Annotated in this window: 18 protein-coding genes and 1 tRNA gene; 10 read left to right on the plus strand and 9 right to left on the minus strand. The window is 64.5% G+C overall.

The features are described from left to right. Positions 1–7 precede the first annotated feature (7 nt). Positions 8–1,027 (plus strand): DUF2804 domain-containing protein, encoded by a 1,020-nt coding sequence (locus EUV02_RS05915; RefSeq protein WP_135245236.1) that lies wholly within the window; start codon positions 8–10, stop codon positions 1,025–1,027. Positions 1,028–1,031: 4 nt separating this feature from the next. Here the strand turns inward: EUV02_RS05915 and EUV02_RS05920 are convergent, their stop codons facing one another. The 6 genes from EUV02_RS05920 to tkt all read right to left on the minus strand — a co-directional run bounded on the left by EUV02_RS05920 (position 1,032) and on the right by tkt (position 7,474). Further along, positions 1,032–1,877 (minus strand): SDR family NAD(P)-dependent oxidoreductase, encoded by an 846-nt coding sequence (locus EUV02_RS05920; RefSeq protein WP_135245237.1) that lies wholly within the window; start codon positions 1,875–1,877, stop codon positions 1,032–1,034. 58 nt (positions 1,878–1,935) lie between these two features. Then, positions 1,936–2,850, minus strand: coding sequence for a class I fructose-bisphosphate aldolase (locus EUV02_RS05925; protein ID WP_135245238.1), 915 nt, complete (start codon positions 2,848–2,850; stop codon positions 1,936–1,938). Positions 2,851–2,933: 83 nt separating this feature from the next. Then, positions 2,934–3,269, minus strand: coding sequence for a hypothetical protein (locus EUV02_RS05930; RefSeq protein ID WP_135245239.1), 336 nt, complete (start codon positions 3,267–3,269; stop codon positions 2,934–2,936). A gap of 21 nt (positions 3,270–3,290) precedes the next feature. Then, the gene (locus tag EUV02_RS05935; protein ID WP_135245240.1) at positions 3,291–4,487 is read right to left on the minus strand and encodes a phosphoglycerate kinase; all 1,197 of its coding nucleotides are present in this window, start codon (positions 4,485–4,487) and stop codon (positions 3,291–3,293) included. Positions 4,488–4,491: 4 nt separating this feature from the next. Further along, positions 4,492–5,502 carry a type I glyceraldehyde-3-phosphate dehydrogenase gene (gap, locus tag EUV02_RS05940; RefSeq protein WP_135245241.1) on the minus strand — a complete coding sequence of 337 codons (1,011 nt, stop codon included), beginning with the start codon at positions 5,500–5,502 and terminating at the stop codon, positions 4,492–4,494. 13 nt (positions 5,503–5,515) lie between these two features. Then, the gene (gene tkt, locus EUV02_RS05945) at positions 5,516–7,474 is read right to left on the minus strand and encodes a transketolase (RefSeq protein ID WP_243445783.1); all 1,959 of its coding nucleotides are present in this window, start codon (positions 7,472–7,474) and stop codon (positions 5,516–5,518) included. 294 nt (positions 7,475–7,768) lie between these two features. Between tkt and EUV02_RS05950 the strand changes: the two genes are divergently transcribed. From EUV02_RS05950 to EUV02_RS05975, 6 genes are all read left to right on the plus strand, one after another. Beyond that, on the plus strand, positions 7,769–7,963 hold the full coding sequence (locus tag EUV02_RS05950) for a hypothetical protein (RefSeq protein ID WP_135245243.1): 195 nt from the start codon (positions 7,769–7,771) through the stop codon (positions 7,961–7,963). Between the two features lie 3 nt (positions 7,964–7,966). Next, entirely contained in the window at positions 7,967–8,266 is a 300-nt protein-coding gene (locus EUV02_RS05955) for a cell division protein ZapA (protein ID WP_135245244.1), read from the plus strand. A 215-nt stretch (positions 8,267–8,481) separates the two neighbouring features. Continuing rightward, positions 8,482–9,063, plus strand: a complete 582-nt coding sequence (locus EUV02_RS05960) for a 5-formyltetrahydrofolate cyclo-ligase (RefSeq protein ID WP_243445784.1) — start codon at positions 8,482–8,484, stop codon at positions 9,061–9,063. 40 nt (positions 9,064–9,103) lie between these two features. Beyond that, on the plus strand, positions 9,104–9,313 hold the full coding sequence (locus EUV02_RS05965) for a DUF2842 domain-containing protein (protein ID WP_135245245.1): 210 nt from the start codon (positions 9,104–9,106) through the stop codon (positions 9,311–9,313). Next, positions 9,310–9,669: a chorismate mutase gene (locus EUV02_RS05970; protein ID WP_135245246.1), complete on the plus strand. Its 360-nt coding sequence runs from the start codon at positions 9,310–9,312 to the stop codon at positions 9,667–9,669. The genes EUV02_RS05965 and EUV02_RS05970 overlap by 4 nt, the downstream gene beginning before the upstream one ends. A gap of 132 nt (positions 9,670–9,801) precedes the next feature. Then, complete coding sequence (locus EUV02_RS05975) at positions 9,802–10,530, plus strand: hypothetical protein (protein WP_135245247.1); 729 nt, start codon at positions 9,802–9,804, stop codon at positions 10,528–10,530. Between the two features lie 99 nt (positions 10,531–10,629). Here EUV02_RS05975 and EUV02_RS05980 read toward each other — a convergent pair. Then, a tRNA-Asp gene (locus tag EUV02_RS05980) sits at positions 10,630–10,706 on the minus strand. A 169-nt stretch (positions 10,707–10,875) separates the two neighbouring features. On the opposite strand from EUV02_RS05980, the gene EUV02_RS05985 reads away from it, so the two are divergent. Further along, a complete protein-coding gene (locus EUV02_RS05985) occupies positions 10,876–11,793 on the plus strand; it encodes an acyl-CoA thioesterase (RefSeq protein WP_135245248.1) in 918 nt (305 codons plus the stop codon). A 27-nt stretch (positions 11,794–11,820) separates the two neighbouring features. Here the strand turns inward: EUV02_RS05985 and EUV02_RS05990 are convergent, their stop codons facing one another. Further along, on the minus strand, positions 11,821–12,363 hold the full coding sequence (locus EUV02_RS05990) for a hypothetical protein (RefSeq protein ID WP_135245249.1): 543 nt from the start codon (positions 12,361–12,363) through the stop codon (positions 11,821–11,823). 242 nt (positions 12,364–12,605) lie between these two features. On the opposite strand from EUV02_RS05990, the gene EUV02_RS05995 reads away from it, so the two are divergent. Both EUV02_RS05995 and EUV02_RS06000 read left to right on the plus strand, forming a co-directional pair. Further along, a complete protein-coding gene (locus tag EUV02_RS05995) occupies positions 12,606–13,892 on the plus strand; it encodes a sugar MFS transporter (RefSeq protein WP_135245250.1) in 1,287 nt (428 codons plus the stop codon). After that, positions 13,858–14,565, plus strand: a complete 708-nt coding sequence (locus EUV02_RS06000; RefSeq protein ID WP_166430522.1) for a 1-acyl-sn-glycerol-3-phosphate acyltransferase — start codon at positions 13,858–13,860, stop codon at positions 14,563–14,565. The genes EUV02_RS05995 and EUV02_RS06000 overlap by 35 nt, the downstream gene beginning before the upstream one ends. 254 nt (positions 14,566–14,819) lie before the next feature. Here the strand turns inward: EUV02_RS06000 and EUV02_RS06005 are convergent, their stop codons facing one another. After that, on the minus strand, positions 14,820–15,665 hold the full coding sequence (locus tag EUV02_RS06005) for a PEPxxWA-CTERM sorting domain-containing protein (RefSeq protein ID WP_166430523.1): 846 nt from the start codon (positions 15,663–15,665) through the stop codon (positions 14,820–14,822). Between the last annotated feature and the right edge of the window lie 6 nt (positions 15,666–15,671).

Consider the following 15,671-nt stretch of genomic DNA (forward strand, 5'->3'; position numbering starts at 1 on the left):
GGAAATCATGCAGCACAAAATGGGGAACGGCGAACTGCTCGATGCGCGCGGCCGGCTGGTCGAACGCGGCTGGGCGACCGCCGAGGTGCGCCGCTACGACCGTGCCCGCATCAAGGCGCAGCCGGTGCGCATCAAGGAATGGGACTATTATTGCATCACCAGCCCCAGCCACGCGCTGGCGCTGACCATCGCCGACAACGGCTATGTCGGCTTTGTCGGCGTGTCATGGATGGATTTTAGCGCGCGCACCGCGGTCAACTTCGGCGGCGGCAAGGCGCTGCCGATGGGGTCGATGCAGCTGCCCGGCAGCGCCGACAGCGGCGATGTCACCGGGCGCCACCCCAAGATCAGCGCCAGCTTTGCCCATGAACCCGGCGGCAGGCGGCTTACCATAGATGCACTAGGGTTTGACGGTGGCCGTGGGCTGAAGGGCGAGATCTGGCTCGACCAGCCCGCCGACGACCGCATGGTCATCGCCACGCCGTTCGCGAACAAGCCGACAGCGTTCTACTACAACCAGAAAATCAACTGCCTGCCGGCGCGCGGCGAAGTCGTGGTCGGCGGTGTCGCGCATCGCTTCGATCCGAAGTCGGCGTTCGGCGTGCTCGATTGGGGGCGCGGCGTCTGGACCTATGACAACACCTGGTACTGGGGCTCGGCATCGGGGCTGGTCGACGGGCGGCGCTTCGGCTTCAACATCGGCTACGGCTTCGGCGACACCAGCGCCGCGACCGAAAACATGCTGTTTTTCGACGGCCGCGCGCACAAGCTCGCCGATGTGACGTTCCACATGCCTGACGGCGCGCCCGATGCGGCGCCGTGGCGCTTCACCAGCAGCGACGGCCGCTTCGAAATGGATTTCGTGCCGATCGTCGACCGCGCCGACAAGGTCGACCTGGCGATCTTCAAGACCGACCAGCATCAGGTGTTCGGGCGGTTTTCAGGCACCGCGGTGCTTGATGACGGCACGCGGCTGGCGGTCAAGGACCTGATCGGATTTGCCGAAAAGGTCCGTAACCGCTGGTAAGCGGCTAGGCGTCGGGCGTTTCGACCAGCGCGCGCAGCGCCGTCATTATCCCCGGTGCTTCGGGGTCCCAGCTGTGGCGCGGGCCAATTGTGAGCCCGCCATCGACAAGGATATGCGTGCCGGTGATGAACCCGGCGTCATCGCTGGCGAGGAACGCCACGGTGCCGGCGATGTCTTCGGGGCGGCCGCCGCGTGCCACCGGCTGCGCTGCATCGGCGAGCTGCGCGATCATGCCATTGGCCATCGCCTTCTTCTCGGCGTCCAAGTCCATCGACGCGGTGAAGATGTTGGTCTTGATGAAACCGGGGCAAATCGCGTTGACGCGGATGCCATGCCTAGCGAGGTCAGCCGCCGCGAGCTTCGACAGGTGCAGCACGCCACCCTTGGCCACCGCATAGGCCGTCGGCGACATGCCCGTCGACAGCGCGGCGACGCTGGCGGTGTTGATGATCGACGCGCCGGGGCGGCCGGTCATGTGCGGCACGGCGTGGCGGATGCCCATCGCCACCGAGCGCAGCAGCAGGTCCATCGTCCGGTCCCAGCCGGCGGCGTCGATCCGGTCGATCGGTTCGGGCGCGCCGCCGGCGCCGGCATTGTTGAACAGAATGTCGATGCCGCCGGTCTTTTCGGCGGCGAAATCCATCAGCGCCTTGATGTCGGGGTCGCTGCACACGTCGCAATGCTTGAAGATGATCTTGCCGTTCGAGGTGCCGGCAAGCTCCTGCCCGCCCGCGTCATCGATATCGGCGGCGATGACGGTGGCGCCTTCGGACGCCAGCCGCAGGCAGGTCGCCTTGCCGATGCCCGACGCAGCGCCGGTGACAACGGCAGTCTTGCCGGTGAAGCGCATGGCAGTCTCCCCAAAGGTTGCGGCGGGCGGGCGCTACATTGGCACCCGCCCTGCCGGGCTATTCCTTGCCCTTGTAGATCTTGACGATCTTGTCGAGCATCGCCAGCGCCTCGTCGCGCGGGCGCTGGAAGGTGTTGCGGCCGATGATCGAGCCGTTGCCGCCACCGTCGCGAATGTCGCGGGCATCCTGGAACACGGCATCGGCACCCTTGGTCGCACCGCCCGAGAACACGACGATGCGGCGGCCCTGGAAGCAGCTCTGCACGACATGGCGGACCCGCGCCGCCTGGGTCTTGGAATCGATGCCTTCATACGGCTTCTTGGCGTCCTTCTGCGCGACATGGTCGCTCGGCAGCTTGACCTTGATGATGTGCGCGCCGGCGAGCGCCGCCATGTGCGCGGCATAGGCGCCGACATCGAGTGCCAATTCGTCTTCCTTCTTCAGGTCGCCGCCGCGCGGATAGCTCCACAGCACCGACGCGATACCCGATGCCTTGGCTTCGGCGCTGAGCTCGCGGAATTCCTCGAGCATGTCGAAGAAGTGATCCGAGCCCGGGTAGACGGTAAAGCCGATCGCCGCGCAACCGAGTCGCAATGCATCGTCGACGGTGCCGGTGACGGCCTGGTTCGGCGCGCCGGCCCAGCTGTTCGAGCTGTTGCACTTGAGGATGGTCGGGATCTGGCCGGCAAACGTATCTGCACCGGCTTCGAGCATGCCGAGCGGCGCAGCATAGGCACTGAGGCCCGCATCGATGGCGAGCTGATAATGGTAGTGCGGGTCATACGCCGGCGGGTTCGGCGCGAAGCTGCGCGCCGGGCCATGCTCGAAGCCCTGGTCGACCGGCAGGATGACCATCTTGCCGGTGCCGCCGAGCCGGCCCTGCATCAGCATGCGGGCAAGATTGCCCTTGGTGCCGGGGTTGTCGCTCTCGTAGCGGCTGAGGATGGCCTTGACGGCACGGGTCATCGACATGACGGGGGTCCCTTTGCGTGTTTGAATACGAATGCAGGCCGCATTAGCGGCGACAGCCCGCCACGACAACCTTCAGATTGCGGTCAGTCGCGGAAGTGGATTTCGGCGACCGCGACGAACAGCTCGAAGATTTCCTCGGCGATTTCGGTCGCCTCGTCCTCGGGCATGCTGGCGAGCGTATTGTCGACGGCGCCCTTGGCAAGTCCACCATCGGCACCGCGCACCGCACCCGCCACCGTCATGCGCGTCACGATGTCATTGAATCGTAGCCGCTGTTCGGGCGGAAAATCCTCGCCCGACAGGCCCTGGATTGCAGAAAACGCGGCACCGATGCGTTCATGGATACTGTCGGCAGAGCGCGCCAGTTTCCATGCCGCCGGATACAGCGCTTCCCAAAGTGCGTCGCCGTCGAGTGTCATACAGTCCCCCTATTTGCGCGCCTATTTGCGCAATGCTTCGACGCCCGGCAAAGCCTTACCTTCCATCCATTCGAGGAAAGCACCACCTGCCGTCGAGACATAGCTGAAGCTACCCGCGACGCCGGCATGGTTGAGCGCCGCAACGGTATCACCGCCGCCCGCTACCGAAATCAGCTGCCCGGCTTCGGTCAGTGCCGCTGCGGTGCGCGCCAGCGCCACCGTCGCGGTATCGAACGGCGGTGTTTCGAACGCGCCGAGCGGCCCGTTCCAGACGAGTGTCCGGCAAGTCTTAAGTACATCGGCAAGCGCTTCGACCGCTGCCGGGCCGACATCGAGGATCATCTCGTCGGCGGCGACTTCATGGACGTTGACGGTGCGCACCGGCGGATTGGAGCGGAATTCCTTCGCCACCACCACGTCATACGGCAGGTGGACGGTGCAGTTCGCCGCCTGCGCGGTGTCGAGGATCTGCAAAGCGGTGTCGCGCAGATCATGTTCGCACAGCGACTTGCCGACATCGACGCCGCGTGCTGCGAGGAAGGTGTTGGCCATGCCGCCGCCGATGATCAGATGATCGACGCGGGTCACCAGATGCTTGAGCACATCGAGCTTCGACGACACCTTGGCACCACCGACGACCGCCGCCACCGGATGCTCGGGCTGGCCCAGCGCCTTTTCGAGCGCCACCAGTTCGGCCTGCATGGCGCGACCGGCGAACGCCGGCAGCACATGCGCGAGCCCCTCGGTCGAAACATGCGCGCGATGCGCCGCCGAAAACGCGTCGTTGACGTACAGGTCGCCGAGCGCTGCCATCGCCGTTACCAGCGCGGCGTCGTTCTTTTCCTCGCCGGCATGGAAACGAGTGTTTTCCAGCACCGTAATCGACCCATCGGCAACCTTCGCCGCGGCCGCACCGACGGCGTCGGCGGTGCAACCATCGAGGAAGCCGACGTCGCGGCCCAGCACCCCCGCCAGCGCCGGGACGACCTGCCGCAGCGACATCGCCGCATCGGCGCCGCCCTTGGGCCGGCCGAAATGCGCTAGCACGAACACCTTAGCTCCGCGGTCGGCGAGTTCGGCGAGCGTCGCAACGGTGGCACGCAAGCGCGTGTCATCGCTCACATTTCCGTCCGTCATCGGCACGTTGAGGTCTTCGCGGACGAGCACGCGTAGCCCGCGAATATCGCCCATGTCGTCGAGGGTTCGGAAGCCGCTCATCGGATCAGATCAGCTTGCCCATCGCCACGGCAGTGTCGGCCATGCGGTTCGAGAAGCCCCATTCATTGTCGTACCAGCTGACAACGCGCACCAGCTTGCCGGCGATGACCGCGGTCTCGAGGCTGTCGACGGTCGAGCTCGCCTGGTTGTGGTTGAGGTCGATCGACACCAAAGGCTCGTCAGTGAACGCCAGAATGCCCTTGAGCGGGCCCGATTCAGAGGCTGCCTTGAGCACGCCGTTGACTTCTTCGCGGGTCACGGTACGGCCAGGCACAAAGGTCAGGTCGACGAGGCTGACGTTCGGGGTCGGCACGCGGACGGCCGAACCGTCGAGCTTGCCCTTGAGTTCGGGTAGCACTTCGCCGACCGCACGCGCGGCACCGGTCGTGGTCGGGATCATCGACATCGCGGCGGCACGGGCGCGGCGCGGATCTTCATGGACCTGGTCCAGGATCTTCTGGTCGTTGGTATAGGCGTGGATGGTGGTCATCAGGCCGTGCTCAATACCAAATGCGTCGTTCAGCACTTTGGCGACCGGCGCGAGGCAGTTAGTCGTGCACGAGGCATTCGAGACGATCTTGTGGTCGCTGATCAGCTTGTCATGGTTGACGCCGTAGACGACGGTCAGGTCGACGCCCTTGCCCGGTGCCGAAATCAGCACGCGCTTGGCGCCGGCGGTCAGGTGTGCGCCGGCCTTGTCGGCGGCGGTGAAGAAGCCGGTGCATTCGAGCGCGATGTCGACGCCCATTTCGGCGTGCGGCAACTTGGCAGGATCGCGTTCGGCGGTGACGCGGATGCGCTTGCCGTTGACGATGATGTCATTGCCATCGGCTTCGACGGTGCCGTGGAACGGGCCGTGCACCGAATCGCGCTTGAGCAGCATGGCGTTCATCTTGGCATCCGCCAGATCGTTGATCGCCACGACTTCGATATCGGTGCGGCCCGATTCGATGATCGCGCGCAGCACGTTGCGGCCGATGCGGCCGAAGCCGTTGATGGCAACCTTGAGGGTCATTTAAGTCTCCTGTTCAGCGGTTCAGGCGCGCTGTGATGCGCGCGGTAATCTTGTCGGCGGTCAGGCCGAAATGGTCGTACAAGGCCTCGATCGGCGCCGAAGCGCCGAAGCTGTCGATGCCGATGTTCAAGCCGTCATTGCCCGTATAGCGTTCCCAGCCCAGCGTCACGCCGGCCTCGACCGAGACAATCAGCGCGTCGGCGGTCAGCAAGCCAGCGCGATACGCGGCGGGTTGTACATCGAACGCTTCCCAGCACGGCATCGACACGACATCGGCGCCGATGCCCTGCGCTTCGAGCTTGGCGGCGGCATCGAGCGCGATGGCAACTTCGGAACCGGTGGCGAGCAGCACAACGCGGCGTGCGGCCTTGGCTGCAACCAGACGGTAACCACCCTTGGCGGTCAGGTTTTCACTAACATTGTCACGCAGTTGCGGCAGATTCTGACGCGACAGTGCGAGCACCGACGGCCGGGTCTTGTCGGCCAGCGCCAGCGCCCAGGCCTCGGCGGTCTCGACCGCGTCGGCGGGACGATAGACCGCAAGGTTGGGAATGGCACGCAGGCTAAGCATGTGCTCGACCGGCTGGTGCGTCGGGCCGTCTTCGCCGAGCCCGATCGAATCGTGCGTCAGCACATAGATGACGCGGGCGCGCTGCAGCGCCGACATGCGGATGGCGTTGCGGCAATAGTCCGAGAACACCAGGAAGGTGCCACCGAACGGCAGCAGCCCGCCGTGCAGCGCGATGCCGTTCATGGCGGCGGCCATGCCGAACTCGCGGATGCCGTAGTAAACGTAGCGGCCGTCATAGCTGTCACGCGTAAACGGCTGCAAATCCTTAGTTTTGGTGTTATTCGAACCGGTCAAGTCGGCCGAACCGCCAAACAGAGTCGGCGCGTGCGGGGTCAGCGCTGCAAGCGCGATTTCGGAGGCCTTGCGCGTCGCGATCTTCTGCGGGGCGGCAACTAGGCCTTCGAGGTGCGTCTGCAGTGCGGCGGCTGCTGCGGCCGGGATGTCGCCAGGCTGGCCGGCTTCGAAAGCGGCACGCGCTTCAGCGGGCGCAGCGGCAAGCCGGGCTTCCCACGCCGCGCGCCGAGCGGTGCCGCGGGCGCCCGCGCTGCGCCAGCCATCCAGAATGTCATCGGGAACTTCGAACGGCGCCGCCGTCCAGCCAAGTGCAACGCGCGCGCCGGCGATTTCCTCGGCGCCGAGCGGCGAACCGTGCGCGCCGCTGGTGCCGGCCTTCTTCGGCGCGCCGTAGCCGATGGTGGTGCGGCAGGCGATGAGTGTCGGGCGCGGATCAAGCTTGGCGGCAGCAATTGCGGCATCGACGGCAGCCATGTCATGGCCGTCGCACGCCAGCGTCTGCCAGCCGGCAGCTTCGAAGCGCAGCGCGGTGTTTTCACTGCTCGACAGGCTGACCGGCCCGTCGATCGAGATGCGGTTGTCGTCCCATAGCACGATCAGCCGGCCAAGTTGCAGATGCCCGGCAAGGCCAATAGCTTCGTGGCTGATGCCTTCCATCAGACAGCCGTCGCCGGCAATGACATAGGTGTGGTGGTCGACCAGCGCGTCGCCGTGGACGGCGTTGAGGTGGCGTTCGGCCATCGCCATGCCGACAGCGGTCGCCAGCCCCTGCCCCAGCGGCCCGGTGGTGGTTTCAACGCCGGCGAGTTCAAAATTTTCCGGGTGGCCGGCGCACGGGCTGCCGAGCTGGCGGAAGTTGCGTATGTCGTCCATCGTCGGGCGCGCATAGCCCGTCAGGTGCAACGCCGCGTAAATCAGCATCGAGCCATGCCCAGCCGACAGAACGAAGCGGTCGCGGTCGGGCCAATGCGGCTGCGCCGGGTCATAGTTGAGATGGCGTGTGAACAATATTGTCGCGACATCGGCCATACCCATCGGCATGCCAGGGTGCCCCGAGTTGGCGGCTTCGACGGCATCCATCGCGAGCGCGCGGATCGCATTTGCCATTTGCTGCGACGGGAGCGTGCTTGATTGCGACATCAGTGCGGGCGACCTTATGATCCAGGCGCGACTCGGCGTGCGTCGCGCGCCGCCCATATGGCCAGCGTGTTCCTATGCGTCAACAAAACTGCCTTTTGGCGGGCGTTAGCTGCACATTGCAGCAGCGTTACGGTGGCGTGACGGGCTGCCGGCGGTGCCAACACCATCACAGACGGCACTATTCGCACAATGCGATTGACGGCAGTCGATTTAGTTTCTTATGTTCGCGTTCCAACTCGCTGAAAACAGGACGGCCCTTCCGTGTCCAACCCGCCTAGTTTGGCCGAAAGCCTCGAAGTGCTCGAACGCGCCGTCGTCCGTCTCGAAATTGCCGCGCTGGCGCAGCGCGCGCGACTTGGCCGTGCCGAACGGCGCTACCGCGTGCTCGAACATCACGGCGATGCGGCGGTGGCCGCACTCGACAGCTTTCTCGCCAGCGCTGCACCGAGGAGCTGAGTCATGGGCCAGATCAACGTGAACATTGGCGGCCGCAGCTATCCGCTGGCTTGCGGCGACGGCGAGGAAGCGCATTTGACCGAGCTCGCCGAACATCTGCAGCGCAAGGCCGACGAATTGACCGGCGCGCTCGGCACGATGAGCGAGCCGCGGCTGCTGCTGATGGCAGGCATTCTGGTCGCCGACGAATTGTTCGAAGTCCGCAAGAAAAATGGCGCCCCCGACCCTGCCGAACTGGCACGCTTTGCCAAGCTTGCTGCACGCGCCGAGGCGCTCGCCGCGGCAATCGAACAGACCGACTGAAGCGGGGCTTGAGAAGTCACCGCCAAAGGCTTACCTTGGTGTCGGCGGGTACTGCTTGTTACGAGCATTTCGAGCATCCCTGAGGCGATATCACATCCACGGGAGCTATCCCTGAGCAGATCCTGGTCTGTCTTACATGGTTCCCACCTGACGTTACTGGCGTCAGAGGATCTTCGAGCAAACGGCCATAGCGGTCCCGCCACCTCATTCCCCGCATGATCACCGACAAAGCCCAACTGCGCGCTGCACTGCGCGCCCGCCGCGCGGCATTTGTCGTGCAGCTTGACGCCGCCACCGCAGCGCGGTTGCGCGCGCAGCTTGCCGATGTCGTCATGCCGCAACTGACCGGCGCCGGCAGCGTCGCAGTCTATGCCGCGCACGGCACCGAAATCGACCCGGCTGACATTGCCGCGCGATTACAACAGCTTGGACGACGCTTGTTGTGGCCGCGTGTCAACAACGCGACCGACACCTTGAGCTTCCACGCCTGTGCACCGCAGGCGCTGGTGCCCGGGTTTCGCGGGCTGTCCGAACCACCCGCCGATGCCCCGGCGGCCATCCCCGGCGTCATCCTGCTGCCTCTGGTCGGTGCCGATCTGGCGGGCAACCGCATCGGCCAGGGCGGCGGCCACTATGACCGCACGCTCGCTGCGCTGCGCGCCAGCGGCCACCACCCGCAAACCGTCGGGCTGGCATGGGAGGTGCAGGTTGTCGATGCCATCGCGCCCGATGCCTGGGACCAGCGCCTCGATGCGCTGGCGACGCCCGCGCGCTGGATGCGCTTTTCGCGACAATGACGCGGTTGGCGCGGCCGCATCAGGCGGCTATAGCGGCGCCATGACCCCGTCACCCCGCAAACCGTTCGGCGTGTTGCTGATTATCGTGCTGCTCATCGCCTATGCCGTGCTGGTCGCCAGCCTGGCGCCGTGGCTGTCGTCATGGCCGGCGCTGGCGCAGGCGCCGGTCTATCTGTTCCTCGGCGTCATCTGGATCGCGCCGCTGCGGCCGCTGCTGCGCTGGATGGAAACCGGGCGGCTGCGGCGATGAGCAATTTTGTCAAATCCCCGGCATCGGTGGCGGCCGAAGCCTGCACGTCGATGACCGAAGTGCGCGCCGGCGTTGATGCCATCGATACTGCGCTGGTGGCGCTACTCGCGGAACGCATGCGCTTCATGGACGCTGCCGCGCGCATCAAGCCGCACCGGTCGGCGGTGCGTGACGAGGCGCGCAAGGCGCAGGTCATCACACAGGCCGCCACACAAGCTGCGGCAGCCGGCCTGCCCGCGGGACTGGCAGAAGTGCTGTGGGAACATCTCGTCGAAGCATCGATTGCCTATGAGCTGGCGCGTTTCGAAGCGTTGCACGGCGGCAACAGTTCGAGCCAAGTTCTGCAGCAGGGTTAGTCAAGCAGACCGACTTTTGCTAACGATAGTGCCGCTACAATGGGCCGCAGCAAGCTGATTGCGGGTCCGGGGGGCCGAAAACTGGCGTTTTTTGACGAATTGGAGATTGTTATGGGCGTTGCATTCAAATCAATGTTGGCACTCGCAGCTGCCGGCACCACGCTGGCCGCGGCATTTGCAGCACCGGCAGCAGCCGCTGAAAGCAGCGGCTGGCAATACACCATCACGCCCTATCTCTATATGTCCAGCATGTCGGGAACGACGACGTTCGGACCGATTTCGGCGCCGACCGACCTGAGCTTCGGCCAAGTGCTCGACCATTTGAGCTTCGCCGCGATGGGCAATTTCAACGCGCAGAATGACAAATGGGCGGTAAATGTTGATCTGATGTACGCCAAACTCGGCGCCACAGGCCCAAAGAAGGGCTTGTTCAACGTTGATATCGAACAGGGCATCTACGCTGGCGTGCTGGCACGCCGCGTGGCCCAGCATGCCGAAGTCTATGCCGGCGTGCGCATCGTGACGCTCGATGTCGGCATCCATTCGAACTTCGGACCGCAGATCGATCGCAGCCGCGGCGTCGACTGGGTCGATCCCATCGTCGGCCTGCGCGTCAACGCACCGGTCAGCGACAAGGTGGCATTCAACTTCATGGCCGATGTCGGCGGTTTTGGCATCGGCGCCGACTATGACATTCAAGTCTGGCCAACGCTGCAGATCAAGCTCGGCCAGGGCCGCTGGCGCGCCGATGTCGGCTACCGTGTCAACTACCTCGACTACAGCCGAGATTCGGGCCCTGCGCGCTTCCAGTACGACATGCTGCTGTACGGGCCGACTTTGGGCGTTTCGTACACCTTCTGACCGACGACTGATCCACGGCGCGCGGGCGTCGTGGATCAGCCGTTCACGGCTCACTACTATGGCTGAAGTGCTGGTGGATGCGGCAGTTGCGCCATGCAATGGCGCGAGTGACGGGACTCGAACCCGCGACCTCCGGCGTGACAGGCCGGCGCTCTAACCAACTGAGCTACACCCGCATCCATGTGCTGCAACCGGCAACCGGTCGAAGCGTGCGGGGGGATTAGGCGAGGGGCCGCGCGGTGTCAAGCAAGTGCAGCGTCACTGTGTTGCAACATCGCGAATAAGCATTGTCGCACTGCACAATCCGGGGTGACAGCGCCGCTGCCGCGTTCTAGGTGCAAGGCCATGCAGAACCACGTCCCGCCCCCCTCGCCCGCGCTGACGCCCGCGCAATCGATCGAGCGCCTTGTCGCGCTGCTCGATGTCGAATCGCTTGGCGATGACCGATTCCGTGGCCACTCGACCGAAGCCGGCTGGCAACGTGTCTATGGCGGCCAGGTCATTGCCCAGGCGTTAATGGCAGCTTCCAAGACTGTGCCCGCGGATCGCCCGGCACATTCGCTGCACGCCTATTTCATGCGGCCCGGCGACCCAAAGGAATCAATCGTTTACCGCGTCGAGCGCGACCGCGACGGCGCCAGCTTCTCGTCGCGGCGGATTATTGCGCTGCAGTACGGCAAGGCGATTTTCAGCATGTCGGCGTCGTTCCAGGTCGAAGAGACCGGGCTCGAGCACACGACCGCCATGCCGGCCGTCGTCGGCCCCGAAGGCTTGATGAACGAGCTCGAACTGCACATTGCCAACGCCGACCACATCCCCGAATCGCATCGCGACCTGTGGCTCGGCCGTGACCGGCCGATCGAATTCCGGCCCATCGAGCCCGGTGACCCGATCAAGCCCGAAGCCAGTGCACCGGTCGCGCACAACTGGTTCCGTGCCGCCGCCACGGTGCCCGACATCGGTGCCGAGGCGCAGCCCGCGCTGGCGCGCTGCCTGCTCGCCTATGCCAGCGACATGACGTTGCTCGATACCTGCCTGCTGCCGCATGCCATCGCCTGGCCCGATCCGGCGCTTCAGGCGGCGTCGCTCGACCATGCGATGTGGTTCCACACGACGCCCGATCTGTCGCAATGGCATTTGTTCGCGCAGGACAGCCCGCGCGCCAGCGGCGGCCGCGGCATCAACCGCGGCCTGATCTATGCCGGAGACGGGACGCTCGTCGCTACCGTCATGCAGGAAGGGTTGATCCGCTACCGCGCCTAGGTGCGTCTATGGTATTGGTACGGCGACTTACCCGGCGTTCTTTTCGGCGTCATCGCTGACGATTGTCGCGGTGCCACGCGTTGCCGCCGGGCCATCCGCCACCAGACTGTACTCGATGCTTTCGTTGCCATCGTCGTGCTTGACCGCGCGCAGCACGATCGCACCGTCGAGCGACGTGCTGCGACTAAAGGTGCCCCAGCTCGATTTGGGTGCCTGTTCAAGCAGATGCGTCGCCAGCGCATCGGGGGTTACCGGACTGGCGAAATCGAAGACCACGGTGCCATGGTCGCGCCCGCCCCGCTCGGTTGCCTTGATGTTCATGCCCTTGATCATCGTCCCCTTGGGCAACATCATGCCGTCGACGTCCATTTTGTCGCCGTTGAATTCGATGCCGGGAATTTCGACATTCGCCTTGAACCCGTCGGTGTCGATCGCCAGCGCCGATGTCTTGCTGGGTGCAGCTGCGACCGAGGCCTTGGCATCGGCTGAGGGCTCGTTCTTGTGACGATCGCATCCTGCGAGCGCAGTCGTGGCCAAGGCAAGGGCCAGTACGGTGATGATCGGTCGCATATTCAACTCCTTAGCGTATTGTTTAGATAATACACTCCGGATTCGGGCTCGGCAAGCGGAAACCAAGGAGTGAAGGCGACGCTAATCACTATCTCGCCGATGGACGCTGCACATTTCTGCCACCTGTGTCCGATTCAGGCTGTCGGGCAACAAATGCTTGCGCTAGACCAGCCAGATGTTTTGAAATCGATTGCATGCGGCGACACCCGAAAGAATCGCTGGTGCAATTGCAGGGGGACGTCATGGCACTTGCAGCTCCGGCCGCGAAAACCGGGCACACGACCAATGGTGAAGGCGGTGAGTGGCCAGCCGATCTGCGCTGGTTCGTCTTCGCGCTGTTTTTCATCTTTGGCGGCATTACCAGCCTCAACGACATTCTGATCCCCAAGCTGCGCGGGCTGTTTGCGCTGACCCACACCGAATCGATGCTGGTGCAGTTCGCGTTCTTCACTGCCTATTTCCTGGTGTCGCTGCCCGCCGCGCTGGTGGTGCGCAAATTCGGCTATATGCGGTCGGCGGCCATAGGGCTGCTGACGATGACGGTCGGCTGCCTGCTGTTCATCCCGGCATCGACATCGGGGCTGTTCCCCGGCTTCCTGCTGGCGCTGTTCGTGCTGGCGAGCGGCGTCGTGCTGGTGCAGGTCGTGTCCAACCCGTTGATTTCCATGCTAGGCGCACCGCAATCGGCGCATAGCCGGCTTACCTTTGCACAAGCGTTCAATTCGCTCGGGACGACGGTGTTTCCGTTTTTCGGGGCGCGCCTCATCCTCGGCTCGCTCGACAAAGTCCAACCCGACGAACTCGATGCCGCCGCGCAGGCGGCATTTCGGACCGCGCAGACGCAGGTCATCGTCCACACCTATATCGGACTCGCAGTGGCGCTGGTCATCGTCGCGGCGGTGGTCTGGCTGCGTCGCAACCGTCTGCCGCATGTCGCTGTTGCGGGCAGCGGGTTGCTCGACTCGTTCGACCTGCTCAAGCGGCCACGCTTTGCCTTCGGGACTTTGGGCATCTTCCTCTATGTCGGCGGCGAGGTGGCGATCGGCAGCACGCTGGTCAGCTATTTGACTCAGGCCAATGTGCTCGGCGTCGATGCGCGCGCGGCGGGCGAGCTGGTGGCGCTGTACTGGGGCGGTGCCATGGTCGGGCGCTTCATCGGCGCTTGGCTGCTCAAACGATTCCCGCCGGCGCTGGTGCTCGCGGGCGCGGCGCTGGGCGCCTGTACATTGCTGGTGCTATCGGGATCTTCCACCGGCCCAGTTGCCGGCTATTCGTTGCTCGCAGTCGGCCTTATGAACTCGATCATGTTCCCGACGATATTCTCACTGGCCTGCGAAGGGCTCGGGGACCGCGCACCTGACGGGTCGGGGCTGTTGTGCATGGCGATTGTCGGTGGGGCCGTTGTGCCGCTGCTCTTCGGAATCGTGGCCGATATGTCGACGTTGGCAACGGCGCTGCTCGTGCCGGCAGCCTGCTATGTCGGGATCATCATGTTTGCGCGCTACTGCCGTCGTCATCCCGTTCTATGAACGTGCCATCCTTGTGACGGTGCCCGTCGACGCCGCACCGGTCGTACCACCAACCACCCTGCCCGCGATTGAACTGTTTTCAGGCGAGACGGCACGCCCAGCGCCCTATCGCGGCGCGGGTGCAGAGCTGTACCGCTGGGTCGGCACCGCCTGGCTGAAGCTGACCGGCTGGACGATGGCCGGCGATTGGCCCGATCTGCCGAAGATGGTGCTGGTTGCGGCGCCGCACACCTCGAACTGGGACGGCATCCACATGCTCGCCGCCGCGGGCTATTATCGCATCAAGCTGCGGTGGATGGGCAAAGCCAGCCTGACCAAGGGCATCTTCGGCGGCCTGGTGCGCTGGGCCGGCTGCGTTCCCATCGACCGGTCACGCAGCAGTGATGTGGTTGCCGACATGCGCGCCGCGTTTGCCGCAAGCCGGTCCATGGTCCTCGCGGTACCGCCTGAGGGAACACGCAGCCGCACCACCGAATGGAAATCGGGTTTCTACCATATCGCGCATGGTGCTGGCGTGCCGCTAGTGTTCAGCGTGCTTGACTATGGGACGCGCACGATACGCATTGCCGGCAGCATGATGACGTCGGGCGACTATGAGGCCGACTTGCCATCGATCCTGCGCCTCTATGCCGGCGCGTCGGGCAAACATCCGGCAAAGTTCAACGCGCAGTAGCGACGCGGCACGCAAGTGGAACAGGCGAACGGTAGTCCGTGGAACAGTCGATCCTGCCATAGCCCAGTCCAGCAGTGACCCAGTCAGCCAAAGGGCAATCAACCGTACCGCATGTCAGCGGCAGATGCTGACGCATCTGGCCAGCAGGTCCGTTGCGCCCAATGGGGTGCTGCCCAGCAAAAAAAATGGCGCGCACCGAAGTGCGCGCCAAATCTTTTCCGAGGTGACCGCCGAAGCGGTCGACCAAACCAGCCTTAGCCGGCGACCGAAGCCAGCTGGCGACGGCGACGAACCTGGAAGCCGACCATGCCGAAACCGGCAACGAACAGTGCCCAAGTAGCCGGCTCGGGAACCGACGGGCTCGGTTCCGAACCGAAGGTGCCGTTGGCCGAAGCGCGGAACGTGGTCAGCGCCGCGGTCGGCGCAGCGTTGTAGGCCTTGGCATTGAAGCCGATCGGCGTGCCCGACGCCTGACCGATCGAACCCAGCGTGATGCTGAAGTCACGCGCGGTGGTGTTGGTGAAGTCCAGGTTGAACATCGGAGCCGAGACATAGGTGATCGAGCCGCCAACCGGATCGGTACCCGTGAAAGCCGCCGAGCTGCCGCCGCGCACGCCGGCGATCAGCGCGCCGGTGTAGTTGGTGGCGCTCAAAAGGTTCGTACCATCGGGAATGGTGTAGGCGCCAATTGTCTGCGAACCGCCCGAAGCCGCTTTCGCGGTGAAGGTGAACGAACCAGTGATGTTCGCTTGGATCAGGAAGCACGTCGGCCCGGGGCAAGTACCAACCGTCTGCGCAGCCGTGTTCGTCGTGGTGCCGAAAAGCGTGAACTCGGCGCGCACCGCCTGGGGCAGGCCGCCGACCAGGAAGTTGAAGCTGACGATGGTCGCGCCCGGAACCGTCGAATTACCGGCACTGATCGTGTAGACCTGACCGTTCTTCGACGTATTGGCGTTGTTGCCATTCTTCCAATAGATGTTCGAAGCCGAGGTCAGCGTGTTGAAGTTGGCAAACGCTGTCGTGACGGCAGTGGCCGGAGCCGAAGCGGCGAGGACCGAACCAGCCAGGAGTGCTGCTGCAACAAAATTCTTAACCGACATTTTCAT

The sequence above is a fragment of the Glacieibacterium arshaanense genome (genome assembly GCF_004681125.1).
Taxonomy (GTDB): domain Bacteria; phylum Pseudomonadota; class Alphaproteobacteria; order Sphingomonadales; family Sphingomonadaceae; genus Polymorphobacter_A; species Polymorphobacter_A arshaanense.

What these genes read in the sequence shown, in the direction of transcription:
- EUV02_RS05960 (WP_243445784.1), top strand. Translation starts at nt 8,482, where the DNA reads ATGATCACCGACAAAGCCCAACTGCGCGCTGCACTGCGCGCCCGCCGC.
- EUV02_RS05965 (WP_135245245.1), top strand. Translation starts at nt 9,104, where the DNA reads ATGACCCCGTCACCCCGCAAACCGTTCGGCGTGTTGCTGATTATCGTG.
- EUV02_RS05955 (WP_135245244.1), top strand. Translation starts at nt 7,967, where the DNA reads ATGGGCCAGATCAACGTGAACATTGGCGGCCGCAGCTATCCGCTGGCT.
- EUV02_RS05995 (WP_135245250.1), top strand. Translation starts at nt 12,606, where the DNA reads ATGGCACTTGCAGCTCCGGCCGCGAAAACCGGGCACACGACCAATGGT.
- EUV02_RS06005 (WP_166430523.1), bottom strand. Translation starts at nt 15,665, where the DNA reads ATGTCGGTTAAGAATTTTGTTGCAGCAGCACTCCTGGCTGGTTCGGTC.
- EUV02_RS05920 (WP_135245237.1), bottom strand. Translation starts at nt 1,877, where the DNA reads ATGCGCTTCACCGGCAAGACTGCCGTTGTCACCGGCGCTGCGTCGGGC.
- EUV02_RS05970 (WP_135245246.1), top strand. Translation starts at nt 9,310, where the DNA reads ATGAGCAATTTTGTCAAATCCCCGGCATCGGTGGCGGCCGAAGCCTGC.
- EUV02_RS05925 (WP_135245238.1), bottom strand. Translation starts at nt 2,850, where the DNA reads ATGTCGATGACCCGTGCCGTCAAGGCCATCCTCAGCCGCTACGAGAGC.
- EUV02_RS05915 (WP_135245236.1), top strand. Translation starts at nt 8, where the DNA reads ATGCAGCACAAAATGGGGAACGGCGAACTGCTCGATGCGCGCGGCCGG.
- EUV02_RS05985 (WP_135245248.1), top strand. Translation starts at nt 10,876, where the DNA reads ATGCAGAACCACGTCCCGCCCCCCTCGCCCGCGCTGACGCCCGCGCAA.
- EUV02_RS05975 (WP_135245247.1), top strand. Translation starts at nt 9,802, where the DNA reads ATGTTGGCACTCGCAGCTGCCGGCACCACGCTGGCCGCGGCATTTGCA.
- EUV02_RS05990 (WP_135245249.1), bottom strand. Translation starts at nt 12,363, where the DNA reads ATGCGACCGATCATCACCGTACTGGCCCTTGCCTTGGCCACGACTGCG.
- gap (WP_135245241.1), bottom strand. Translation starts at nt 5,502, where the DNA reads ATGACCCTCAAGGTTGCCATCAACGGCTTCGGCCGCATCGGCCGCAAC.
- tkt (WP_243445783.1), bottom strand. Translation starts at nt 7,474, where the DNA reads ATGGCAAATGCGATCCGCGCGCTCGCGATGGATGCCGTCGAAGCCGCC.
- EUV02_RS05930 (WP_135245239.1), bottom strand. Translation starts at nt 3,269, where the DNA reads ATGACACTCGACGGCGACGCACTTTGGGAAGCGCTGTATCCGGCGGCA.
- EUV02_RS05935 (WP_135245240.1), bottom strand. Translation starts at nt 4,487, where the DNA reads ATGAGCGGCTTCCGAACCCTCGACGACATGGGCGATATTCGCGGGCTA.